Consider the following 24,050-nt stretch of genomic DNA (forward strand, 5'->3'; position numbering starts at 1 on the left):
TCCTGTCGTCATCGCTGGTGCCTGTCCGCCCTACCGTCGGGCGACGGCCTGCCGGTAGGCCCGCCACCCGCCGGTGGCGCTGATGTCCTCGGCCGGTGGGCCGGCGGCGTACGCCTCGCAGAGGAAACCGAGCACGTCGCGCCCGTCGTCGAGGCGGACCCAGCCGAGCGAGAGCGGGGCCGGGACCCCGGCCAGCAACCCGCCGACCGCGGTGCCGGGCAGTCGCCACAGCTCGACCTCGATCGGGTGGCCGTCCGGCCCGTCCGACGCCACCCGGACCAGGCCGGGCAGCCCTTCGCCGTCCGGCGTGTCCATCCGGAAGAGCCGGTAGAGCGGCGCGGTGCGGGCGGTGTCGACGAGGGCGGCACCGTGCCCGATCAGCTCACCGTTGCGGGACTCACCCGTCAGGTGCCGGCCCACCACGGCGATCAGCAGCTCCGCCGGACGCTGCGCCGACGGTGGGCCGACCTCGACAGTCCGGGTCGGCGTGCCGCCGTCGGTGAGGGTGGCGGCCAGCCGGGCCAAAGTGGTGTCGCTGAACGCCGGGCCGACCAGGGTCAGGCTCGCCGGGCGGCCGGTGCTGGTGAACCCGTTGGGTACGGTCACCGCGGCCAGGTCGAGCAGGTTCGCGAACTGGGTGTAGCGGCCGAGCATGGCGTTGCGTCCGATCGGATCCTCGGCGATCTCGTCGAGCGTGAACGTGGTGCCGACGGTGGGCACGACAAGCACGTCGATGTCCTGCCAGAGGTGGTCGACCTGTGCGCGCAGCTCGCGCAGGCGGTGCTGGCCCCGGAAGGCGTCGACGGCGTCGTAGCGCCGCCCGGTCTCCAACACGGTCCGGGTGACCGCCAGGACCGACTCGGGATGCGAGCGCAGGAAGCCGCCGAGCGCGACGAGTCGCTCGGCGACCCAGGGTCCCCGGTAGAGCAGGTCGCCCGCCTCGAAGAAGGCGCCGAGCGGCACCGACCGGGAGGTCCCGACGAAGGTGCGCAGCCGCTGTACCCCCGCGACGAACCGGGCTTCCTGCCCGGCGTCGCCGAAGAATTCGAGTTCTTCTGCCCGGGGCACCCCGAGGCGTAGCGTCCCCGGCATGCGGGCAACCACCCGCTCCGCCGGCAGCGGACGCCCCCAGGGGTCGGCCGCCGTGACGCCACGGGCGGCGTGCAACACCTCGACGGCGCTGCCGACGTCGGCGGCGAAGACCGACACGCAGTCGAGCGATCGGCAGGCCGGCACCACACCGGCGGCGCTGAGCAGGCCCCGGGTGGGCTTGAGGCCGACGATCCCGTTCAGCGCCGCCGGCACCCGGCCGGAGCCGGCGGTGTCCGTACCCAGGGCGAAGCTGACCTGGCCGGCGGCGACCGCGACGGCGGAGCCGGAGCTGGAGCCGCCGGAGATCAGCCCGCCGCCGAAGACGCTCTGGCAACTGCCGTACGGCGAGCGGGCGCCGGTCAGCCCGGTGGCGAACTGGTCGAGGTTGGTCTTGCCGACGAGCATCGCGCCGGCGTCGAGCAGCCGGCGCACCACCGGCGCGTCCTCGGCCGCCCGGTACCCGAAGTCGGGGCAGCCGGCGGTGGTGATCATGCCGGCCACGTCGATGTTGTCCTTCACCGCGAACGGGATGCCGTACAGCGGCAGCGCGGGATCGCCGTGGCGGGTCAGCGCCTCGGCGCGGTCCCGCAGCCGGTCCGCCGGGACGGTGCTGATCCACACCGGTCCCTCGTCGCGTCCGGCGAGCCCGTCCAGGACGCGCTCGGCCTGGCCCGTCGGGGTCAGGGTGCCATCGCGATACGCCGATCGAAGCTCCGAAATGGACCCCACTGGCTTTGGCATACAGTCGATTGTCGACAGTACTGTTTCAGAATCCCGCGCCCTGTGTAACGACGCCGTGACGGCACTCGGGCTGCCGCACGACTGATGCCGCACCCCTGATGCCGCGCCCGCAGTCGGTCGGCGGCCGGGCCGGCTGTCCGACCGTGTCCAGCCACGTCCAACATCCCCCTCGCCGCACCCGCCCGATTGCGAGGATTGCCGTCCGGTCCGGGCCGTCCGGCTCCTGACCCAGCCGACCAGTCCCCCTCGTGATGGGAGCGGTGCATGTCAGAACGTGTTGTCAGCCCCCCGCGTACGACAAGACCAAGCCGCAGGTCACTGCTCGCCACGACACTCGCCGTCGTGGCGTCGGTGGCCTTCGTTCCGACGGCGGCGGCGGCCGGTCCGGTCGACCGGCCGGCCCGACCCGGAGGCGCGGCGGACCCGGCCCGAACCGACGGCCGGGCCGCCCTGTCCCCCAGCGGCGGCGCCGCCGACCGGGACCGGGCGGGTGGGGCGGCGGACATGGCCGCGGCGATCGCCGAGCAGCGGGGCATCAGCCGTGCTGCCGCCGACAAGCTGCTCAGCGCCGAGAACGCGAACGTGCGACTGGCCAACCAGTTGACCACCGAGCTGGGTGCCAGCTCGGGCGGCGCGTACCTGTCCGGCGGCGACCTCGTCGTCACGGTCACCGACGCCGCGGCTGCCGCGAAGGTGACCGCCGCCGGTGCGAAGGCACGCCTCGTCGCCCGCGGCGAACGGCAACTCCAGAGCATCCAGCGGGCACTGGAAGCCACACCGAGCGAGCCGGACACGACCTGGGGGGTGGACCCGGCGACCAACCAGGTGGTGGTGAGCCTGCCGGCGACGGGGACGAAGAACACCGCGCAACGCTCGGCGGCGCGCAAGTTCGGCGCGGCGGTCCGGTTCGAGACCAGCACCGGTGAGATCCAGCCGAACGTCGGGATCTCCAGCGGGGACGCGATGGGCGGCTGCTCGGTCGGCTTCACCGCCACCGACTTCACCTTCAACTACATCATCACGGCCGGCCACTGCACCCAGGGCTTCCCACACTGGACCCTGCCGAACGGGCAGGACGTCGGGCCATCGCTGGAGAGCAACTACCCGGAGGACGACTACGGCCTGGTCTGGATGAACGGTGCGTCGGTCTGGGCGACCGGCACCATCAACCTCTGGAACAACACGAGCCGGAGCATCCACGGTTGGGCGACGGCGGTGAGCGGGCTGTCGGTCTGCAACTCGGGCAGGACCACCGGGTTCAGGTGCGGCACCGTGCTCAAGACCAACGTGACGGTCAACGGCGCGGGCGGCACCGTACGCCAGATGATCGAGACCAACATCTGCACCCTCGGCGGCGACAGCGGTGGGCCGCTCTTCGCAAGCAACACCGGGTACGGGCTGAACTCGCACGCCAACCGGGTCGGCAGCCAGTGCAACTCCTCGCCGCGGACCTGGCACCAGCCGGTGGGAGAGGCGATAAACGCGTACCAGGTCGTCATCTACGGTGCGCCGTGACGAGCGGCGACGAGCGAAGGAGACAGCGATGAGAAGCGCATTCACCAGAGCCGCACGCCTCACCGCCGCGGCCGTCACGACGACGGCGGTGGCCCTGACCGTGGCCGTCGGCCCGGCTCAGGCGGACCTCTGGCAGCACACCGACGGGTTCGAGGGGAACCCCGCAGCGGTGTGGGAGTTCCACCGCTCCGGCGCCGGGAGCGGCGCCTTCGAACTGGGCACGGGCACGGCCCGGTCCGGTTCGAACAACGCCATTCTCACCACCTCGACCGGCGGCTGGTCCGGGGTGGGCAAGCTGCTCACCGTACGACCGCGCACCGCCGGGCACTCCACCACCTGCGGCGGCGGGTTCTTCGTCCGGGCGGTCAGCGGGCCGGCGGTGCTCAACGTCGAGGTGATCGATCCGGCGAGCTGGACCTATCTCGCGCTGCGTACCGTGCGCATCACCGACACCACCTGGCGGCGGCACGACGTGGCCAGCTACACGAACGGCCCGAGCCAGGTGTTCGTCCGGGTCTCCCTGCTCGGTGGCAGCGGTGCCGTCCGGGTGGACGACATGGCCTTCCAGTGCACCTTCTTCAGCTCCTGAACCACTCGACCACAGCGGGGCCGGCGCTGGTGGCGCCGGCCCCGCACCGGCCCGCCGAGCCGGGCGGGCCATCCCGACCGGCGTCGGCTGGCTCCGGATACTCAGGACGGCAGATGAGTATCCGCCGTCAGGCGCCGGACTCGAAGATCCAATAGCGTGGGCGCGTGGTGACATTCCTGCGTCGGTGGACGCTACGGTTCGCGAGCTTCGCCCTGACCTGGCTCTACACGCTGTACCGGATCCATCCGGCGATGTGGCGGCTCACCGCCCGTCAGTACCGTCCGTACCTCGGTCGCTTCGCCCGGCTGCACGCCTGGATGACCTGCCAGTTCGCCGCGATCGACGTGCCCGCGTACGGCGACTTCCTGCGCCGCAACAACTGGCGGTTCCGGTGGTTCGACCTGTCGACGTACCCACCCACCGACAAGCGGTCCTACGTGCAGGCGTACCCGGAGGCGCAGCGGTGCTGGCACGGCGAGATCGAGATCGTCGGCAGCGTGGTCGACGAGTCGTCGGGTTCGTCCGGCCAGCCGTTCAACTGGATCCGCAGCCGCCGCGAGTTGCGCTCGGTGCACAAGAACCTGGCCGGCTACGCGACAATGGTGTTTCCGTCGAAGCGGCGGTTCGTCATCAACGCGTATTCGATGGGTGCCTGGGCCACCGGGACCAACACCGGCATCGCGATGTCCACGATCGCCATGGTGAAGAACACCGGTCCGGACCTGCAGAAGATCGTCGACACCCTGCGATACTTCGGACCCGGCTTCGACTACATCGTCACCGCGTACCCCCCGTTCCTCAAGCACCTGCGCGACAAGCTCGACGCCGAGGACTTCCCGTGGGCGGAATACCGCATCAGCGGCCTGGTCGGCGGTGAGGGGATGACCGAGGCGCTGCGCGACTATCTGCAGGAACGGTTCGTCAAGGTGCGCTCCGGCTACGGGGCCAGCGACCTCACCATCGGCATCGCCGGTGAGAGCGACTTCAGCGTCTGGGTCCGCCGACGGCTGCGGACCGACGTGGCACTGCGCACCGCCCTGCTCGGGGCCGACGAGCATCGGCTGCCGATGGTCTTCCAGTACAACCCCCTCGAGACGTACCTGGAGACCACAGCGGACCAGGAGGTGCTCTGCACGATCAACTCGACGGCGGTGCTCAATCCCCGGGTCCGCTACAACATCGGCGACGAGGGCCGGCTGGTGTCGTACCCGGACGTCGTGGCCGCCATCGTCGACCCCGAGGCGCGGGCCGACGCGGAGCGCGCCTGGCGGGTGGACCGGATGCGGTTGCCGCTGCTGTTCCTGTACGGCCGCAAGGACAGCACCATCTCCTACATGGGCGCCAACATCTACCCGCAGGACGTCGAGTACGGCCTCTACACCGGCAATGCGCAGGCGCACCTGCTGCAGAGCTTCTGCCTGGAGTTGACCGAGCAGGCCGACCTGGAGAGCCGGCCGGTCGTGCACCTGCAACTTCGCGAGCACCTGACACTCGACTCCGCTGAGCGGCGAAGCCTCGTGGACACCTGCCGGGCCGGGGTCCTGCGTCACCTCGCCGAGGTCAGTCGGGATTTCGCCGAGTCCCTCGCCGAGGATCCGTCCGCCGCCGACCTGCGGGTGACGGTCCACGAGTTCGGCACCGGACCGTTCGCCGACGCCGCCTCTAAGATCAAGAACGTGTACCTGGTAAAGGGCGTGACGGTGTGAGGACCAGCGACTTCTCGGCCGCGCCCGCGGTGGGCCAGGCGACAGCCATGTTCGTCGGCGCCACCCGCTACCGGGGGCCGCGCTCCATCCTCACGCTCACCCGGGTGTGGTTCCGGATGGTCCGGCAGATGAAGCGGATGGACGGCTACCGGTGGCACACCGTGTATTACCAGTTCCCGTTCACGCTCGGCACCATCGCCTTCTTCAGCGACCGTGACGCGCTGCTGAAGTTCGCCCGCAGCCGCCACCACCGCGACCTCATGTGCTGGGTGACCGAGCACGGCACGAAGAACGCCACAGGCGGCTACATCCGGCTGTACAACGCCGAGCCCGAGGGCTACAGCAACGGTGTCTGGCGCGCCGAGTCGAACGACATGGCCCACATCCCGACCTTCACCCCGCTGTCCACCGAGACGTCCGGCCCGGCGGTGCATCGCGGATGAGACTGGCTCCCGTGCAGTCGCGGGCCGACCTGCGGGCGTTCGTCGACTTCCCGCTCCGGCTCCACCCGACCGACAGGTACGTGCCCCTGCTGGCATCGGTCATCGCAGCCCACCGCCGCACCGCCGAGCTGTTCCTGGTCCGTGACCAACAGGGCGAGGTGGTGGGACGCACAAGCATGCACCGCAGCGCGGCCTTCGACGCCAAGGTGGGCCCTCGACAGTTGTTCGGGCACACCGAGTTCGTCGACGACAACGACGTCTTCGCGGCCATCATGGACGGCGTCGAGGCCAGGGCCGACGGCCTGCCGCTCTTCGGTCCGGTGGCGCTGCTGCCCAACCAGACCGGCGGGGTGATCACCTCCGGCTTCGCCGACCGCGGCTTCGTGGACTCCGCGTGGAACCCCGCCTACTACCCGGACATGTACGAGCGGCACGGCTTCCACCGCCGCTTCGAGGCGGACACCTGGCTTGTCGACCTCAACGGCACGGCCGCCGCCGGTTCCCCGGCCCGCGCCGGCCACGACCACGGGTTCGCCTTCGACGACGCCCGGATCGCCGCCGAACAGCTGGTCATCCGGCGCGGCTCCCGGTGGCGACTGCACCGCCAACTGCCGATCCTGCGGCGGATGCTCAACGCGAGCTTCGCCCAACTCGGCTACTACACCCCCATCAGCGCCGATCAGCTGGCCGAGCAGACAGACGGTCTGGCGTTCCTGCTCGACGAGGCGCTGCTGCTCTGGCTGGAGAAGGCCGGCCGGCCCGTCGCGTTCGTCGTCACCGTGCCGGACATCTCCGAGTACCTGATGAGCGTCGGCGGCCGGCTCGGCGTCGTCAATCAGCTCCGCCTGCTCGCCACCCGCGACCGGTACCGGCGGGATGCCGTCCTCATCATCAAGGGCACAGTGCCCGACGAGCAGGGCAACGGGTACCTGACGCTGCTGTCCAGGGAGCTGCACCGCAACCTCGCCAACAACGGGTACCGCACCCTGCGCAGCACCTTCGTCGAACGGACGAACGTCGCCTCGGCCGCCCAGTACCGGCGCGCCGGCGGGCGGCCACTGCACGGGTACGCCTTCTACGAGCGAGCGGGGGCGGCGTGAGCTGGGTGGAGGAGTTGCGGGCCAACGCGGCGATCTGCAACCGGGCACCGAGCGCGCACAACACGCAGCCGTGGCGACCGGAATACCACGCCGACAGGATTGTCATCGCTGTGGACCCCGCCCGCCGGCTGCCCGACTCCGACCCGACCGGCCGCGATCTGGCCCTCGGCATCGGCGCATTCGTGGAGACCTGCCTCATCGTCTCCGCCGAACTCGGCCTGAACGTCACGGTGGCCCCCGGTCCGCAACTGGTCCCCGCGGCGACCCGCTACCCGACGCCGTTCACCATCGCCGACGTCGAGGCCCGTCGGGTCGCCCGTGGCCGATACGCGCCCGGGCAGGTCGACGCCACCGTCATCGCCGCGCTCGGGCCCGGCATCGCGCACGTGCCGACCCGGGAGATCGCAGCGGAGCTGGCGGTCGCCGACCGTTGGATGTTCGGCACCCCGCCGGTCGCCGTCGAGTTGCGCGACTGGCTCCGACTGAGCCCACATCACCCTCGATACCACCTCGACGGACTCACCGACCGGGCGCTCACCCTGTCCCGGGCCGAGGCGTGGTTCCTGTCCACCGCGCTTCGCGCGTACCCGGTCACCCGCCGGATGGGCCTGCCGGCGTTGCTGGCCGCCAGCGGTCGTGGTCTGTTGCGCTACGACGGCAGCGTCCTGGTCCTGCTCGCCACCGACGCCGACCACGTCGCCGCGGGCAGACGTCTGCTGCGTACGTGGCTGACGCTCGCCCGGCACGGCCTGGCGGTCCACCCACTCAGCCAGCTCATCGACTGCCCGGCGACGGCCGGTTGGCTCGCCGAGCGGGTGGACGGGCAGCCCCTGGCGGTGTTTCGCGTCGGTCGGCCCCTCGCCGAGCCGGTCCGCTCGGCCCGACGCTAGCGGGTCGTCCCCGGCCCATCCGCACCGTCGCCGCCGCGTCGATGCTGATCCCGACGCCGTGGACCGCCACCGCTTCCGGCCGCCGGCCCACTCCCGCGAGCGCTACCGACCGAGGTACGAACGCGCCCCGTGCCCGGCGAGCACGGTGAGCACCTCCTCCGGGTCTCCCCCGGCGACCGCCTCGAACAGCCGCTCGTGCCGGTGGACCCCGTCCAGCGGCTGCGCCAGCTCCGCCTCCCGGCGCAGGTTGATCGCCATGTAGAGCTGCAACTTCACAAGGATCGAGCCGTACACGGCAGACAGTTGCCGGTTACCGGCGAGCGCCACAAGCGCGACGTGGAACTCCCGGTGCGACTCGGCGACCGCCATCCGGTCACCGGCCCGGGTCGCCTCCCGCATCTGGTCCAGGGCCGCCCGCAACCCGGCCAGGTCGCCTTCCCGGCCGACCGGGACCCCGGCCCGGACCGAAAACTGTTCCAGCATGTCGCGCAACTCGTACAGCTCCCGCACGTCGCGGTCCGACAGGGTGGCCACCCGGACGCCCCGCCGCGGCACATGCTCGACCAACCCCTGCTGGGCCAGCAACCGCAGCGCCTCCCGCAACGGAGCCCGGCTGATCCCCAGCCGGCGGGTCAGCTGCTCCTCCACCAGGCGTTCACCCGGGTCGCTCTTGCCACTGAGGATCTCCCGGGTCAGCCGAGAGACGGCGAGGTCCACCAGGCTGACACTCTCCAGCGCACCATCCACCGGCGATGCGGCCACGTCGTTCACGCCGATGAGTCTGCCACCTGCCCCCGCCGCCGCCGGTGTGGGCGGGTCGCCCGGGGTGGCACAGGGGGAACGGACTGACGCACCACGGCCACCCCCGGCCGTGCCTGCCGGGCTGACGCACCGAGCGGGTTCATACCTGTGGCACAGGGTCCGTCGGAGCGACCGACGGCCGCAAGCCGTCGAACAGGACGGCCACCGCACGATCGAGCACCGGACCGGAGTAGTCGCCGGTCTCCGCCGCCATGCTGGCCCCTCGGAGCAGGGCGAGTATCTCGAGCATACCGATGTCGGGACGGACGGCACCTGCGCGCTGGCCGCGGTGCAGGAGGTCCGCCAGCGCGTCGCGCATCTGTGCTCGCTGGTCCGTCTGCTCCGCCTTGATGTCCACTCCGGCGTCCTGCAACGCGTCGGTCAGAGCCTTCTTGCTTGCCGCATCCGCGACGATCCTCGCGAAGAAGGTGAAGAACGCCGTCTGGGGCTCTGCACACGCCCGCAACCGGGCCGCCTCCTGAAGAAGCAGGTCGACACGGGCCGAGACGATGGCCGCGTACAAGGCCTCCTTGGTGGCGAAGTGTCGATACACGGTGCCGACCCCGACTCCGGCCCGCCGGGCGATCTCGTCCATACGGGCCGCCAAGCCCTGTTCGCCGAGGACGGCCTCGGCCGCCGCGAGCACTTTCGTTCGGTTGCGTGCTGCATCGGAACGCATCATGCCCACGCCGCCGAGGGCCGCACCGTTGACAAACGGAATCCAGGTTCCATATCTTCAAGCGGAATCACGATTCCGATTCTACGAGGGTGGCATGGACTACACCACACTGGGCCGATCCGGTCTCCGCGTCTCCCAAGCCTGCCTGGGCACGATGAACTTCGGCAGCGACCCGCAAGCCCCAACCCCGGAACCCGAGGCCCGGCGCATCATCGACGCGTTCCTCGACACTGGTCACAACTTCATCGACACCGCGGACACCTACCGGGGTGGCACCAGCGAAGAAGTCGTGGGCCGGGCCATCGCACACCGTCGTGCCGACGTCGTCCTGGCCACCAAAGCGGCAGCGCCGCAAGGCACCGACCCCAACAACCGCGGCCTGTCCCGCGTACATCTGACACGCGCCCTGGAAGCGAGCCTGCGCCGACTCGGCACCGACTACGTCGACCTGTACCAGTGCCACGTTCCTGACCCGGACACCCCGATCGAAGAGACAATGACGACGCTCGACGGTTTCGTACGCTCCGGCAAGGTCCGGTATCTGGGCTGTTCGAACTTCACCGCCGCAGGCATCGTCGGCGCCCAATGGGCCGCGCAACGCACCGGCGCCATGCCCCTCGTCAGCCTGCAGGCCAACTACTCCCTGATCATGCGGGCCATCGAAGCCGAGATCATGCCCACCTGCCAGCAATACGGGCTCGGCATCGTCGCGTACAGCCCACTCGGCAGCGGCCTGCTCGCCGGGCGATACCAGCGAGGCGCCGCACCCGCCGAGGGATCGAGACTCGCCCAGTGGGCAGCCATGCCCAGCCCGATGGCACGCGCATTCGTAAGAGGCCTGCTCGCCGAACCCCACTTTGACATCGCCGACGAAGTGGCCACCCTCGCCGCCGAACTGGAGACGACCGGGCCAACGATCGCGCTGGCCTGGATCAAGAGCAAACCCGAGATCACCTCGCTGATCATCGGCCCACGCTCAGCCGATCAACTGACTGCGAACCTCGCCAGCCTGGCGTTCAACCTGCCCGACTCCGTGTCGGCCCGCTTGGCCGCCGTCAGCCGATCCACAGTGATCCCTCCAGTCACCGGCCAGCACAACGCCGCTTGACTCGGCGACTCCATCCAGGTGCGCCACCGTCCACACCTCCCGGCCCGGTGGCTCAGACCAGCACCGCAGCAGCTCAGCCATCGCGACCCGACATGACCGCCGGTCCAGACCGCCGGTCCGCATGGCGTCCCGCCACCACGACAACGTCATACGTCACACGATGATGCTAATCTATTTCCGCGCGGTAAACGGATCTTCGACTGGTGGAAGGATCGCGATGGCATCGGATCGGTCGACAACCGGCTCCGCGTGCACGCGTCGTACCGACCGCCTGTCACATCCCCGCCCTCGCGGCAGGAGGCACACCCGTCGTGCCGGGACGACGGGCGCGCACCGCCGCGATGCCAGTGCGGACGTCGGCAGCGCCATGTCCGGCCCCGCCAATCCACGCAAACCCAAGGAGGTTCGACTGTGCCACTTCGTAAACTCTCCGCCCCCTGGATAGGGGCGGCCATGGCCCTCATGGTGCTGGTCGCCGTCGGGGCGTCCGTCATCATGACCGGTGGTTCCGCGGCTGCGGCCACCACCGCCGGCTGCGGCAAGGCACCCGGACTGAACAGCGGCACCCACACCATCCAGAGCAGCGGAAAGACCCGCAGTTTCATCCTTCGGCTGCCCGACAGCTACAACAACACCTACCCCCACCGGCTGGCCTTCGGGTTCCACTGGTTGGGCGGCACCGCCGAGCAGGTCGCCTCGGGCGGCACCGACGGAGCCGCGTGGGCCTACTACGGCATGCTCTCCCAGGCGAACAACACGACGATCTTCGTCGCCCCGCAGGGCATCAGCAACGGCTGGGGCAACTCCAACGGTGAGGACGTCACCTTTACCGACGACATGGTCCGGGTGATCGAGAACGCCCTCTGCGTCGACACCACGCAGCTCTTCTCTGTCGGGTTCAGCTACGGCGGCGCGATGAGCTACTCGTTGGCGTGCTCCCGACCGACGGTGTTCCGGGCGGTCGCGGCCATCGCCGCCCCTGGGGCGATCAGCGGCTGCAGCGGCGGCACCCAGCCCGTGGCGTACCTGGGAATTCACGGCATCAACGACAACATCACGAGCGGACGGTCGCTGCGGGACAGGTTCGTCCGGAACAACGGCTGTGCCGCGCAGAACCCGCCCGAACCAGCGCCGGGCAGCCGGACCCACATCACCACCGCCTACTCGTGCCAGGCCGGATATCCGGTGCTCTGGGCCGCGTTCGACGGCGGCCACCAGCAAGGCCCGGTTGATGGGTGTGCCGGCTGCGAGAGCGGCGCGCGGAGCTGGGTCAAGCAGGAGGTGTGGCGGTTCTTCAGCCAGTTCGGGTCCACAGTGCCGCCCACCACGTCCCCGCCCACCACTCCCCCGCCGTCGAGCCCGCCGCCGGGGCAGCAGAACGTGCTGATCGTGGGTAACCAGTCCGGTCGGTGCATCGACATTCCCAACTCGAGCACCAGCAACGGGACCCGCGCCCAGCTGTGGGACTGCCACGGTCGCACCAACCAGCGCTGGACCCACACCTCCAACCGCACCCTGACCGTCTACGGCAACAAGTGCCTGGACGCCAGCGGGGCGGGCAGCAGCAACGGCACGGCGGTCATCATCTGGGACTGCAACGGCCAGCCCAACCAGCAGTGGAACCTCAACTCCAACGGCACCATCACCGGGGTCCAGTCGGGGCTCTGCCTCGACGCGATCAACTCCGGCACGGGCAATGGCACGCAACTGCACCTATGGGCCTGCCACGGTGGCGCCAACCAGCAGTGGAGCACGCGCAACTAGGCACAACTGCCGAAGACGCGCCGCCCGGGTCCGCTCCCGGGCGGCGCGTCGCTGCGAGGTGGACCGGCGATCCTCGACGCGACGGGTGCGCGCCAACCGCTCAGCGCGACTCGGCGGGGGCCGGCAACGTGCCCGCCCAGGCGTGCCAGTAGGCAGCGCCGCCACTGGTCTGGCGCAGGATCGCGTCGGCGCGCGGCAGGCCGTCACCCGGACCGCCGCCCGTGCCGGCCTCCGGCCAGAGGCACACCAGGTAGCGGTCCGGCCGCCGGTCCAGGTAGCTGGTGTCGTCCTCGTCGAGCTCGTCACTGTCGATCCCGCCGAACGGGTCATGGCCCTCGTCCATGCCCAGGGCGCAGTACCGTACCCGATAGACCGGCAGCGGGCCGGTGTCCTGCCCCTGCGGGGTCAGCGGCAGCCGGGCGAGTCTCCCGCCTCCCCACGGAATCAGGTTGGCCACCGGGCTTGCCGGCAGAAACGACACCTCCACCACCTCCTCCCACTCCTGCGCTGCCGCCGGCGGCTCAACGTCATGCACCTCGACGGTGAAGCGGACCCGCCCGGTGTGCGTGCCGGTCATCAGGAACAAACTGCCCGGCTGGACGGCACCGCAGAGGCCGTTCACCTGCCCGGCGAACGCGCCCTCCATATCGGGCACCTCATCACTCGTCAGATAGATCTGCCCGTACGAGACCGGCGCCGGGCCATCGAAGAGAACACGCATCCGCCGATCCTGCCATCGATCAAGGCTCGGGTACGGCCGTGGTCAGCAGGTACCCAGCCTCCAACCGGAAGCGATCGCCGTCGGCCACCCCCCGGTCGTCGACGAACGCGCGCAGGTCCGCGCGCAACGCCGTCCACCGCCCCTCGGCCACCAGCCGGTCCCGTTCGGTGACGACGTGCCCGGCCGTGTCGATGAGCAGGCTGGTCGCCACGTCGGCGGTGGCGAAGCTCAAGCCCAACCGGTGGACGACCGCCGACGTGATCCGCAGGTCGGCGGTGGCCAGGAGCTGCCCGACGGACGTGCGGTCACCCCACCGGCTCGGCGGGGCGCCACCGGCCGGAGGTGGCGGTAGATACCCGCCGAGGACCTGGCCCATGGCCGGCATCAGACTGCCCGGTGTCCAGGCGGCCAGCAGCACCCGGCCCGAGGGGCCACACACCCGGCTCAGCTCTCGGGCAGCGGCTTCGTGGTCGTTCGCGTAGATCACGCCGAACACCGACAGGACCACGTCGGCCGAGTCGTCCGGCAGCGGCAGGCGGGTCGCGTCGCCGACCCGCCAATCGACAGCCAGGCCGTCCTCGGCGGCCCGACGCCGGGCCAGCTCCACGAGCGCGGGCTCGAAATCCACCCCGACGGTACGGGCACCGGTTCGGGCGGCAAGTATCGCCGCGTTGCCCGTGCCGGTGGCCACGTCGACCACCCGGTCATCCGCCCGGATGCCGGCGGACTCCACCACCGCTTCGGCGACCGGCATCAGCCGCCGTGCCATGGCCGGATAGTCGCCGGCCGCCCACGTGGTCACGAACGCACTCATCACGCCTCCCTCATCGCGGAAGGCGCCCTTGGATCCGAGGTGTTCCCGGGTGAGCGTGGCGGACCTGGTCCGTCGCAGCGCCTCTCACTCCGGCATCGTCGACCGTAGATGACCGCAAAGCGCCCCGGCAACCCGCGGCCGAGGAGGCGTGTCCGCATCGTCCAGTGGGCCTGGGTGGCACGCTTCCACCGGAGCCCGGGAGCACACCTGGCGAGCAGCGCTGACGGGCGTGCCTGGGGCGGGCCGGTGCCGGCCGTGCGCCGCTACCTGCGGCGCGAGCGCAGCACCAGGATGACGGCGATGGCGACCGCGACGAGGACGAAGAAGCCGATCAGCACCGGCTGGGCGACAGGCGTCTTCGGGCCGCCGACCACGGCGAGGTTTTCCAGCATGTCGGTCTCCGTCCACTGAGGAGGTACGCGGCTGGGTCAATCCCTTCCCGGATTACCCGGCGCGCAACCCACTCCGGTGCCGCGAGGGTTGACCGAGGCGCCGCCGCTGACGCCGCGGCGAGGTCCCGGCCGTGGATGACGCGCACCCCGACCTCCGGAGCCGTAACAAACCCGAAACTACCGGTTGAAAAAGCTGGAACTTTCTGCCAGCCTGGGAGCCATCGATGAGTGTGAACGTTAACATGATCCTTTCCGCACCAGGTGCGCTCGACAACCACCGCCCAGCCCTTCCGGAACTGCTCCGATAACTCGGCCGACCGGCGGGCGTCGCCGCTGCTCTGTGCGGCCGCCGCACCGGCTGGGTCCGCTGACGCGGCAACGCCGACGATCGAACAACGCCGGAGCACCCACCCACCACCAGGAGGTACCGACCGTGCGAGGACCTGCACACCACCCCCCACCCGCGGAGAACGCCCACGTCGTCCGAGCACCCTCCCGGTTGCGCGGCCGGCTGTTCAAGCTCGCCGCGGTCGGGATCGCCGCCGCGGTCGGCCTGTTCACCCTGACGGTGACCACCGGGTCGGCATCGGCCGCCGACAACCCGTACCAGCGGGGTCCGGACCCCACCCGGACCAGCGTCACCGCCGTGAACGGCCCCTTCGCCAACACGTCGGTGAGCGTCCCGACCGGGTACGGCTTCAACGGCGGCAGGATCTACTACCCGACCGACACCAGCCAGGGCACCTTCGGGGCGATCGCGATCTCGCCGGGTTACACCGCGTTGTTCTCCGCCGAACTGGCCTGGATGGGGCCGTGGCTGGCCTCCCACGGCTTCGTCGTGATCGGCATCGAGACCAACAGCCGCAACGACTTCGACACGGCCCGAGGCACCCAGTTGCTCGCCGCGCTCGACTACCTGACCCAGCAGAGCCCGGTACGCGACCGGGTCGACCCCACCCGGTTGGCGGTCGCCGGTCATTCGATGGGCGGCGGTGGCGCGCTGAGCGCGGCCACCCGGCGACCGTCGTTGAAGGCAGCGGTCGGCATCGCGCCGTACTCGCCGTCGTCGAACCTGGCGAACGACCGGGTGCCCACGATGGTCTTCGCCGGGCAGGCGGACACTGTGGTCACGCCGTCCTACGCCACCAGCCTGTACAACAGCCTCCCCAGCACGACGGAGAGCGTCTACGTGGAGGTGGCCGGCGCGGATCACGGGTTCATGGTCGGACGGTCGAACCCGGTGATGGTCCGGACCATGCTGCCGTTCGTCAAGATGTTCATCGACAACGACGCCCGGTACAGCCAGTTCCTCTGCCCGCTGCTGGACTCCAGCGGCGTGGTCACCTACCGCAGCACCTGCCCGTTGCTGCCCTCGACACCTGTCACCCCGACGGCGACACCCACCAACACGCCGACCCCCACCGCTTCGCCCACCACCCCACCCGGCTCCGCCAGCCAGATCGTCGGCACGCAGTCCGGCCGGTGCGTCGACGTACCCAACGCCTCGCGCACCAACGGCACCCGGGTGACCCTGTACGACTGCAACCGGCAGACGAACCAGACCTGGACCTACACCTCAGGCAAACAACTTCAGGTGTACGGGAACATGTGCCTGGACGCGGCGGGCTCCGGCAACGGCGCGGCGGTCCAGATCTACAGCTGCCACGGCCAGACCAACCAACAGTGGAACGTCAACTCCAACGGCACCATCAGCAGCGTCCAGTCCGGCCGGTGCCTGGACGTCTGGAGCACTGCCAACGGAGCCCCGATCCAGCTGTACGACTGCCACGGGCAGACCAACCAGCAGTTCCGGCTCACGCCCCTCGCCTGACGAGCGGCCGAACCGAGACGGGCGGGCCCGGCGTCACGCTGAGCCCGCCCGCACGACCTCACACCTGCCCGGTCCAATCGCACCCGCCACCCCGCCACCCCGCCACCCCGCCACCCCGCCACAAGATCGTGCTCGATCCACGATCCAGTGGCCTGCACCGAGAACGAGGGCACTCCTTCAACGATCGAGCGCGATCTTCGCGGGTCCGGCACGCCCACCCGGGTCGATCAAGGAGTTGGGGTGGTGGACGTAAGTCGCAAAAGTGGCCGATACGGCCACCACAACTCCAAGATCGGCAGGGCTGGGGCGGTGAGGCGGTTCGCCGTACGCCGTACACGCCCTGCTCGACCGGGATGGGACGCTCGCCGCCGGCGCCCAGGACGGCGATCTGGTGGACTGTGGAACCCCGGCCGGCGCGCGAGTCAGCAGCCGGCCGGACGGCCTGTTGCCGGCCGGCTGGGTGCAGGGGGCGGTGCTCGACGAGGAGTGTTCCGGGCAGGACTACGGCTGCTTCCCGCCCGAGGACCCCCTTCGCGATGTCCCGCAACGGGGATGACGACCAACAGCGACACTCGCCGCGGTTGCCGGAAACTGTAAAGAACCCTTGATATTAAACGTCACGGACGTCAATATGGGGAGGCCACGAGGTCGCTGAAGCCTGGAGAGTGCGCTATGCGGAGCCGTCGAATTGTCGCAGTGCTGGCCGGGGCGGCGATGACCGTCACGGCCGCCGTCGCCTTCGTCCCCAGCAGCATGGCAGCGGTGTCCGCGGGCAACGCCGTTGCGATGGTCGCCTGCACCGCACCGGCCTGGGCCGAGGGCACCACCTACCAGACGGGCGCCCAGGTCACCTACGGCGGCCGGCTCTACCAGGCACTTGTCGCCCACACCGCGTACCCCGGGGCCGGCTGGAACCCCGCCGCTACCCCGTCGCTCTGGCGCGACCTTGGCGCGTGTTCGGGAAGCACTCCGCCGCCCACCACGCCAGCACCGACGACCGCGCCACCCACCACGCCGCCACCCACCACGCCGCCGACCAGTTCGCCGCCGCCGACCGGTGGGACCTGCGCGGTGAAGTCGCGGCCCGCCGGCAAGGTGTTGCAGGGCTACTGGGAGAACTGGGACGGCGCCACCAACGGCGTCCACCCCGGACTCGGCTGGATCCCGATCACCGACAGCCGGCTCAACCAGCACGGCTACAACGTGATCAACGCGGCGTTCCCGGTGATCCGCGCGGACGGCACTGTCCTGTGGGAAAACGGCATGGACGCCGGCGTGAAGGTGGCCACCCCGGCCGAGATGTGCCAGGCCAAGGCCGCCGGCGCCACGATCCTGATGTCGATCGGCGGCGCCGCCGCGGGCATCGACCTCAGCTCCACCGCCGTCGCCGACCGGTTCGTCGCGACGATCGTGCCGATCCTGACGGCCTACCACTTCGACGGCATCGACATCGACATCGAGACCGGCCTGACCGGCAGCGGCAACATCAACACCCTGTCGACGTCGCAGGCCAACCTGATCCGGATCATCGACGGAGTGCTGGCCCGGATGCCGGCGAACTTCGGCCTGACGATGGCACCGGAAACGGCGTACGTCACCGGCGGCAGCGTGGTCTACGGCTCGATCTGGGGCTCCTACCTGCCGATCATCAAGAAGTACGTCGACAACGGCCGGCTCTGGTGGCTGAACATGCAGTACTACAACGGCAGCATGTACGGCTGCGCCGGCGACTCGTACCCCGCCGGCACCGTGCAGGGCTTCACTGTGCAGACGCAGTGCCTCAACAACGGCCTCACCATCCAGGGCACCACCATCCGCGTGCCGTACGACAAGCAGGTCCCCGGCCTGCCGGCGCAGAACGGTGCCGGCGGCGGCTACCTGTCGACGTCCCTCGTCACCCAGGCCTGGAACTCGGTGCCCGGTCTGAAGGGCCTGATGACCTGGTCGGCGAACTGGGACGGGTCGAAGGGCTGGACCTTCGGCGACAACGTGAAACGCCTCCAGGGCCGCTGAGCCACCCGGCTCTTCTCCGCACCGGCCCGGGTCGGACCCGGGCCGGTGCTCCGGCTACGGCCGGCCCGGTCATCGGGTGGCCAGCTCGGAACGGACGAGTTCCAGCAACCGTCCCAGCCAGTTGGCGCCGCTGGAACTCCAGTACCTCGAAGCCCAGTCGTTGTAGAGCAGCCGGGCGTCACCAGTGCCGAGCAGTGTCGCCGCCACCGTCGGATGGCGCTCGACCTTGTCCCGCAGCAACGCGGCCATCACGCCCAGCCGGGCCGCCGGCCAGCCCGCCCGCCGGGGCGCCTCCTCGCCGAGTGTCCGGGCGTCGAGGCCACGGCCGGCGGCGGCGATCCGGTCGTGCCAGTCACCGTCGTCGGTGGACAGCGCCCAGTAGGCGTGCATGACGCTCGCGTAGTCCCGGCCGCCGAAGGTGACAGCTGCCGGATAGTCGATCTGCAGGACCTCCAAGCCCGCCGGATCCGGCCAGCCGCTCGGGTACACGCGGCCGCCGACGACAAGCGGGGCTGTCGTCTCCGGTCCGTCCGCCACCCGCCGCGCCCCGCTTCTGGCGACACCGACCTCGCTCCGGCGGAAATAGTCGAGCGCCCGCTCCCGGACCTCCGGGGTCACAGTGAGCGTGCGGTCCGAGCGTCGGGCCGGGATCGTCTCGCCCACCTCGGCGAGCAGGATCCGTACCGGAAGGTCGTTCTGGTCCATGTCGCCGAGCATGAAGATTCGGCGGTGCTCGGGTACCGCCTGATACAGCTCGCGGACGATCTCCAGGTTGGCGCTTGTCGGATCCGTGGCATACGTCAGAAGCGCGTTCCAGCACCGTCGTGCCGAGTCCGGTCGATCGTTGAGATCGTCCACCTCGTCGGCCAGCTCGCCGATCACCATCTCCGGAGTCAGCCAGGACTCCAGCGCCGGCACGGTCCCGCGTGCCGTGCCGGTGATGATCAGCGTTGCGCCCTCGGGCGGGGTCAGGGTCAGGGTGCCGTCGTCGAACGCGGCGCGCAGACCGTCGAGATCAGTCGATCCGAATCGCCAGAGGACGACGCCGTCGGCGAAGACGCCGAGCGTGCTGAGCGCGTAGTGATCTCCTCTGTTGACGAAGACGAGACGTTGCCGCCCCTTGATGACGTCGTCGCCAACCAAGCGCGACGTTGCGGTGCTGTCCGGCATGCCGGCGAGCCTAACGACACGAGCGCTGGCAGGAAGCTGTGCTAGGGATGCGAACCAAACCTCGATCCCACTGCGATAGGTAGGCATGACCGCCCAGGACGACGCCGACCTCCTGGCCCTGATCGCAGGCGGCGACCGGAACGCGTTCGAGGCGCTCTACCGCCGGCACGCGCCGTGGCTACGCCTGCGGCTGTGCTACCGCTGCGCCGACGATGCCCTCATCGACGACGTCGTGCAGGAGACATTCCTCGGGGTGTGGACCGGCGCCGCGGCCTCGTTCCGGCCTCGCGACACCGACGCTGCCGCCTGGCTGTGGAGGATCGCGTCGCGCCGGCTCATCGACGCGCTGCGCCGCCGCACCTCCCGCGATCGGCTCAGCCGGCTGCTGGCCCGCCTGCGCGGCAGCGACGAATCGTCCGCCGAGGAGGCGGTGCTTGTCGGTCTCGAGCACGGCGACCTCGGGGGCGCCCTCGCCCGCCTCTCCCCGGAGTTGCGCGCGGTCATCCGCGCCACAGTCCTCGACGGCCTCTCCACCGCCGAGGCCGCCGTCCTGCTCGGCATCCCCGCCGGCACCGTCAAGACGCGGGCGATGCGGGCCCGCCGGCAGCTGCGAGAGGAGTTGACATGACCTGGCACCTGCTCGACGAGGATCTACGCGCCTACGCCACCCGTACCCTCACCGCCCCTGGTCTGTGGTCCACCGAGGCGCACCTGGCCGCGTGCGGTGAGTGCCGCGAACGCCTCGCCGCCGCCGCGACCGAGGACCTGGGGTGGGCGATCGACGGAGGCTGGGCCCGCCTCGACGTCGCCCTGGACGCGCCGCGGCCGGGGCCCGTCGAGCGCTTGATGATCACGGTCGGCGTTCCCGACCACACCGCGCGGCTGCTCGCGGCGACGCCGGCGCTGCGGCTGTCGTGGCTCGTGGCGATAGCGGTCACGGCCGCGTTGACGGCAACGGTCGCCGTGCTCACCGACCCGGTAGTGTTCCTCGCCGTCGCCCCGCTGTTGCCGCTGGTGGCGGTCGGGATGTCGTTCGCGCCCGGCATCGATCCCACCTACGAGATCGCGCTTGTCGCTCCGATCCGCTCGTTCCGGTTACTGCTGTTGCGGTGCCTCGCGGTCCTCTCCGCGACCACCGCGCTGTCCGCCGTGGCCAGCCTCTTCATCTACGAGTACGGGCTGCGCGCGACCGGTTGGTTCCTGCCGTCGCTCGCCCTGACCGTGCTGTCGCTGCTGCTCTCGGCTCGGCTCGGCGCGGGGCTGGCAGTGGTCGTCGTCGCCGGCGGCTGGGCGGCGGTGGTCGCCTCCACCTTCGGCGACCGGCTCCTCTTCACGCTCGCCGGGCAGGTAGGCGTCGCTGTCGTCGGCGGGATCGCCGCCGTGGGACTGGCCCGTCAGCGCGGCACCTACGACCGCTACCACGTCCCCAACCCGATGAGGAGAGTTTCATGACCGCCGTTCAGGCAGACGGTCTGGCGCTGCGGTACGGGCGCACCACAGCGCTTGAGGACGTGTCGTTCACGCTGCGCACCGGGGTGACCGGGTTGCTCGGCCCGAACGGCGCGGGCAAGACGACCCTGCTGCGGATCGTCGCGACCGCCCTGCCGGCCGGTGGCGGAACGCTGCGGGTCTTCGGCCACGATCCGAGCACGTCACCCGGGCGGCTCGCGGTCCGACGCCGGCTGGGCTACCTGCCGCAGGACCCCGGCTTCCACCCGTCGTTCACCGCCTTCGAGTTCGTCGACTACGTCGCGATCCTCAAGGAGCTCACCCACCGGACGGCGCGGCACGCCGAGGTCGCCCGGGTGCTCTCCGCCGTCGGCCTCGCCGATCGCCGGCGATCCCGGATCCGGACCCTGTCCGGCGGTATGAGGCAACGGCTCGCGCTGGCGGCCGCCCTGGTCGGCGACCCGGACCTCGTCATCCTCGACGAACCGACTGTCGGTCTCGACCCGGAGCAGCGGCTGCGGTTCCGGGAGCTGGTCGCGGACCTGGGCGAGCGCAGGACGGTGCTGCTGTCCACCCACCAGACCGAGGACGTCATGTCGCTCTGCCAGGAGGTCGTCGTCCTCGACCGGGGCCGGGTGCGGTTCGCGGGCACCCCGGCGGAGCTGGCCGGGCTCGCCGCCGGCCGGGTGTGGACGAGCGCGGCGCGGCAGCCGGGGGCGCTGGCGTCGTGGCGGACGGGCACGGGGCTGCACCGCCACGTCGGCGACCCGCCACCCGGGGCCGCGCTGACCGCACCGTCCATCGAGGACGGCTACCTGACGCTGGTCGGCGTCGTCCCCGGTGCGGAGGCGTCGATGACCGTGGGCGGCGCGCGGTGACCGCCGCCCTGACGGTGGCCACGCCGGCCCGTCCGACGCCGTCGTCCACACACCGGCGTCGGCAGGCGCTCCTCGCCCTCGCCCGGTTCGAGGCGCTCCGGATGCTGCGACACCCGTTCACCATCGCGGCAGCGCTCCTGTTCCTCGGCCCGTGGCTGTGGGGCTGGCTGTCGGGCACGGCCAACCGATATCCGGTGCTCCCCGAAGAGCTGATCGTCATCCAGCTGCTCGCGTTGCCGATCCTCGGCGGGTCGGCGCTGATCGTGGCGAACCTGGTCACGCTGCGGGCGCACCGGCACAGGGTCGACGTGTCCTTCGACGTGCTGGTGCTGTCGCCCGCTTGGCGGGTCGGCGGGTTCCTGCTGGCACTGCTACCGCTGGCCGGCCTCAGCCTCCTGGTCGTCGCCGTCCGGGTCGGGGTCGCCGCGGCGCTTCCGGGCGCGGCTGGGGGCGTCGACGTCGCCGCGTTGGTGACCCCGTCGGCGCTGGTGCTGCTCCTCGGTTCGGTCGGGGTGCTCGCCGGTGTCCTGATCCGCTCCGTGCTGGTCGCCCCACTGCTCGTCCTGCTCGTCCTCGTGCTGGAGTTCGTGGCGATCTCCGCGACCCTGAGCGGGACCGGCTGGCGGTTCCTGCTCCCGGTCTACGTCAGCGAGTTCGCGGCCCCGGTGCCCGCCGGCGTCTCCGACCGACCCGCGGCCCGGCACCTCGCCTATCTGGTCGGGATCACCGTGCTGCTCGTCGCGGCCGTTCTGGCCCGGACCAGGGCACGGAGGTCGATGGTCGCGGCCGGCCTCGCCGTCGGGCTGATCCTCACCGTCGGCGGCGGGCTGTCCCAGTCGCGACCCGACCCGGGCATCGCGGCGGCCCGCGCGACTGTGGAGAACCGGCCGGCGAACATCCAGTCGTGCGTCCTCCGCGACGACGTCACCTACTGCTACTTCGACGGGTTCGACGGGTTCGTCCCGGGCTGGGAGTCGGTGGTGACCTCCGTGCGCGAGGTCATGCCGGACGGCGTCGCCGCGCACGGTCCGCCGCTCGCGGTACGACAGCGGACCGTCCTCGACGAGATCTCCCCGACGGGCCAGATCGGCTCAGTCGCCGAGGACATGCGCGTGGTGGCCGGGTGGAAAGCCGCGGATGCCGCGGCGGGCACCCCGGAGGCGGTACGGGTGGGCACGGTGTGGGGCGACAACCGCGCGACAGCCGTCCTCGCCGCCGGAGTCGCCTACCGGCTGATAGCCGCGCGGGCGTACGACGGAGGATTCTCGCTGTGCGGAGCCCGGTCGGCGCTGCTGGTGTGGCTGGTCGGGCGGGCGTCGCCGGCCGCCCGGGCCGGGATGCGCTCGCTGGACGAGGCGAGCACCGGAGCGCTCGTCTTCAGCGACCCGTCCGCACCGTTCGGCATCTCGGCACCCGACCGGGCGGCGGCACCAGCGTTGGAGCTGCTGCGACGGTCGCCCACCGAGGTGGCGCCGCTCGTCGAGCGACACTGGGCCGAACTGACCGCGCCGGGCACACCGCTGGAGCGCTTCGGTGCCATCTTCGGGGTTGCCATCCAGCCGCCGTCCCCGGATCAGGGCGAGCCGTTGTGCGCCCACTGAGCGGGGTGCCCACCGGGGACGCCGTCGACGCGTCGGGCCAGGCCGGCAACGCGCCAGCGCCGAGGCGGCACGGACGCCTGCGGACGGCGGCGGTGCTGGTCTGGCCGACGCTGCGGGCGACGCGGATCGTACCGCTGCTGGCGGCCGGGATCGTCGGTGTGGCGATCGTGATCCCACCGGCCGTGACCGGGTCGGTCCTGCCCCCCGACCACCACCTCACGTTGCTGCGGTTGGTGATGGCCTGCATCGGCCTCGGCGTCACGTTCGCGCTCGACGACCCCGCGAAGCCGATCGCGGAGACCCTGCCGGTTCCGGCCTGGCTCGGCGCGCTGGTACGAGCGGTCCCCGCTGCCGTCGTCGGCGGCGCGTGCTGGGCGGCAGCGCTGCTCGTGACACGGGCCGGGCCGGAGACCGCGTCGCTGCCGTACCCGGACCTGACCCGTGAGGCCGTCACCGTCGCGGCGGTCGCGTTCCTCGCGTCGGCAGTCGGCTGGCGACGTTCGCCGCACGGAGTTGCCAGTCCACTCGCCGCCCCGATGCTGCTGCTCGCGATGACTGTGGTGGCGCTGCTGCCGGCCTCGGCGGCGCTGCTCGTGGGTGTGGACGACGGCTGGGACGCCGCCCACGACCGCTGGACGTACCTCCTGGCGGGAACGTTGCTGGCGACCGCCGGGGTGCTCACCGTCCGCCGCCTTCCGGGACGCTGACAGCCGTCCGGGATCGCCGCGACTCCCCCGACCTGCGGAGCCTCCC

Annotated in this window: 22 protein-coding genes; 15 read left to right on the plus strand and 7 right to left on the minus strand. The window is 71.0% G+C overall.

The features are described 5' to 3' along the window. Window positions 1-30 precede the first annotated feature (30 nt). The gene (atzF, locus tag AB0B85_RS01160) at window positions 31-1,833 is read right to left on the minus strand and encodes an allophanate hydrolase (RefSeq protein WP_357402194.1); all 1,803 of its coding nucleotides are present in this window, start codon (window positions 1,831-1,833) and stop codon (window positions 31-33) included. Window positions 1,834-2,097: 264 nt separating this feature from the next. Here atzF and AB0B85_RS01165 point away from each other — a divergent pair, with 264 nt between their 5' ends. The 6 genes from AB0B85_RS01165 to AB0B85_RS01190 all read left to right on the plus strand — a co-directional run bounded on the left by AB0B85_RS01165 (window position 2,098) and on the right by AB0B85_RS01190 (window position 8,076). Then, window positions 2,098-3,348: a S1 family peptidase gene (locus tag AB0B85_RS01165; RefSeq protein ID WP_357402196.1), complete on the plus strand. Its 1,251-nt coding sequence runs from the start codon at window positions 2,098-2,100 to the stop codon at window positions 3,346-3,348. A gap of 28 nt (window positions 3,349-3,376) precedes the next feature. Then, complete coding sequence (locus tag AB0B85_RS01170; protein ID WP_357402198.1) at window positions 3,377-3,937, plus strand: hypothetical protein; 561 nt, start codon at window positions 3,377-3,379, stop codon at window positions 3,935-3,937. Between the two features lie 164 nt (window positions 3,938-4,101). Then, a complete protein-coding gene (locus AB0B85_RS01175) occupies window positions 4,102-5,643 on the plus strand; it encodes a phenylacetate--CoA ligase family protein (protein WP_357402200.1) in 1,542 nt (513 codons plus the stop codon). Next, window positions 5,640-6,086 carry a DUF4188 domain-containing protein gene (locus tag AB0B85_RS01180; RefSeq protein WP_357402202.1) on the plus strand — a complete coding sequence of 149 codons (447 nt, stop codon included), beginning with the start codon at window positions 5,640-5,642 and terminating at the stop codon, window positions 6,084-6,086. The genes AB0B85_RS01175 and AB0B85_RS01180 overlap by 4 nt, the downstream gene beginning before the upstream one ends. Continuing rightward, the gene (locus tag AB0B85_RS01185; protein ID WP_357402204.1) at window positions 6,083-7,186 is read left to right on the plus strand and encodes a hypothetical protein; all 1,104 of its coding nucleotides are present in this window, start codon (window positions 6,083-6,085) and stop codon (window positions 7,184-7,186) included. Before AB0B85_RS01180 ends, AB0B85_RS01185 begins: the two co-directional genes overlap by 4 nt. Next, complete coding sequence (locus tag AB0B85_RS01190) at window positions 7,183-8,076, plus strand: hypothetical protein (protein WP_357402206.1); 894 nt, start codon at window positions 7,183-7,185, stop codon at window positions 8,074-8,076. The genes AB0B85_RS01185 and AB0B85_RS01190 overlap by 4 nt, the downstream gene beginning before the upstream one ends. 102 nt (window positions 8,077-8,178) lie before the next feature. Here the strand turns inward: AB0B85_RS01190 and AB0B85_RS01195 are convergent, their stop codons facing one another. After that, window positions 8,179-8,847 carry a GntR family transcriptional regulator gene (locus AB0B85_RS01195; protein ID WP_357402208.1) on the minus strand — a complete coding sequence of 223 codons (669 nt, stop codon included), beginning with the start codon at window positions 8,845-8,847 and terminating at the stop codon, window positions 8,179-8,181. Between the two features lie 130 nt (window positions 8,848-8,977). Continuing rightward, complete coding sequence (locus AB0B85_RS01200; protein ID WP_357402409.1) at window positions 8,978-9,559, minus strand: helix-turn-helix domain-containing protein; 582 nt, start codon at window positions 9,557-9,559, stop codon at window positions 8,978-8,980. Window positions 9,560-9,650: 91 nt separating this feature from the next. Between AB0B85_RS01200 and AB0B85_RS01205 the strand changes: the two genes are divergently transcribed. Further along, window positions 9,651-10,664 carry an aldo/keto reductase gene (locus tag AB0B85_RS01205; protein WP_357402210.1) on the plus strand — a complete coding sequence of 338 codons (1,014 nt, stop codon included), beginning with the start codon at window positions 9,651-9,653 and terminating at the stop codon, window positions 10,662-10,664. A gap of 462 nt (window positions 10,665-11,126) precedes the next feature. Beyond that, complete coding sequence (locus AB0B85_RS01210) at window positions 11,127-12,428, plus strand: ricin-type beta-trefoil lectin domain protein (RefSeq protein ID WP_357402411.1); 1,302 nt, start codon at window positions 11,127-11,129, stop codon at window positions 12,426-12,428. A 100-nt stretch (window positions 12,429-12,528) separates the two neighbouring features. Here the strand turns inward: AB0B85_RS01210 and AB0B85_RS01215 are convergent, their stop codons facing one another. The 3 genes from AB0B85_RS01215 to AB0B85_RS01225 all read right to left on the minus strand — a co-directional run bounded on the left by AB0B85_RS01215 (window position 12,529) and on the right by AB0B85_RS01225 (window position 14,355). Then, window positions 12,529-13,149, minus strand: coding sequence for a hypothetical protein (locus AB0B85_RS01215; protein ID WP_357402212.1), 621 nt, complete (start codon window positions 13,147-13,149; stop codon window positions 12,529-12,531). Between the two features lie 19 nt (window positions 13,150-13,168). After that, on the minus strand, window positions 13,169-13,963 hold the full coding sequence (locus AB0B85_RS01220; RefSeq protein ID WP_357402214.1) for a methyltransferase domain-containing protein: 795 nt from the start codon (window positions 13,961-13,963) through the stop codon (window positions 13,169-13,171). A 263-nt stretch (window positions 13,964-14,226) separates the two neighbouring features. Then, window positions 14,227-14,355, minus strand: coding sequence for a hypothetical protein (locus AB0B85_RS01225; RefSeq protein WP_357402216.1), 129 nt, complete (start codon window positions 14,353-14,355; stop codon window positions 14,227-14,229). A 433-nt stretch (window positions 14,356-14,788) separates the two neighbouring features. Here AB0B85_RS01225 and AB0B85_RS01230 point away from each other — a divergent pair, with 433 nt between their 5' ends. Together AB0B85_RS01230 and AB0B85_RS01235 are read left to right on the plus strand one after the other, a co-directional pair. Beyond that, window positions 14,789-16,186 (plus strand): ricin-type beta-trefoil lectin domain protein, encoded by a 1,398-nt coding sequence (locus tag AB0B85_RS01230; protein WP_357402218.1) that lies wholly within the window; start codon window positions 14,789-14,791, stop codon window positions 16,184-16,186. A gap of 672 nt (window positions 16,187-16,858) precedes the next feature. Then, window positions 16,859-18,199 carry a glycosyl hydrolase family 18 protein gene (locus AB0B85_RS01235; protein ID WP_357402220.1) on the plus strand — a complete coding sequence of 447 codons (1,341 nt, stop codon included), beginning with the start codon at window positions 16,859-16,861 and terminating at the stop codon, window positions 18,197-18,199. A gap of 69 nt (window positions 18,200-18,268) precedes the next feature. On the opposite strand, the gene AB0B85_RS01240 is transcribed toward AB0B85_RS01235, so the two are convergent. Then, the gene (locus tag AB0B85_RS01240; protein WP_357402222.1) at window positions 18,269-19,369 is read right to left on the minus strand and encodes an NADAR family protein; all 1,101 of its coding nucleotides are present in this window, start codon (window positions 19,367-19,369) and stop codon (window positions 18,269-18,271) included. 85 nt (window positions 19,370-19,454) lie between these two features. On the opposite strand from AB0B85_RS01240, the gene AB0B85_RS01245 reads away from it, so the two are divergent. From AB0B85_RS01245 to AB0B85_RS01265, 5 genes are read left to right on the plus strand one after another with little or no spacing between them, the layout of a single operon-like run. Beyond that, window positions 19,455-19,997, plus strand: coding sequence for an RNA polymerase sigma factor (locus AB0B85_RS01245; RefSeq protein WP_357402224.1), 543 nt, complete (start codon window positions 19,455-19,457; stop codon window positions 19,995-19,997). Further along, a complete protein-coding gene (locus AB0B85_RS01250; RefSeq protein WP_357402226.1) occupies window positions 19,994-20,821 on the plus strand; it encodes a hypothetical protein in 828 nt (275 codons plus the stop codon). The genes AB0B85_RS01245 and AB0B85_RS01250 overlap by 4 nt, the downstream gene beginning before the upstream one ends. Next, window positions 20,818-21,696, plus strand: a complete 879-nt coding sequence (locus AB0B85_RS01255) for an ABC transporter ATP-binding protein (protein WP_357402228.1) — start codon at window positions 20,818-20,820, stop codon at window positions 21,694-21,696. The genes AB0B85_RS01250 and AB0B85_RS01255 overlap by 4 nt, the downstream gene beginning before the upstream one ends. Continuing rightward, entirely contained in the window at window positions 21,693-23,297 is a 1,605-nt protein-coding gene (locus tag AB0B85_RS01260; protein ID WP_357402230.1) for a hypothetical protein, read from the plus strand. The genes AB0B85_RS01255 and AB0B85_RS01260 overlap by 4 nt, the downstream gene beginning before the upstream one ends. Continuing rightward, window positions 23,285-24,004: a hypothetical protein gene (locus AB0B85_RS01265; protein WP_357402232.1), complete on the plus strand. Its 720-nt coding sequence runs from the start codon at window positions 23,285-23,287 to the stop codon at window positions 24,002-24,004. The genes AB0B85_RS01260 and AB0B85_RS01265 overlap by 13 nt, the downstream gene beginning before the upstream one ends. Window positions 24,005-24,050 lie beyond the last annotated feature (46 nt).

It is taken from the genome of Micromonospora sp. NPDC049044 (assembly GCF_040649215.1).
Lineage (GTDB): Bacteria > Actinomycetota > Actinomycetes > Mycobacteriales > Micromonosporaceae > Micromonospora.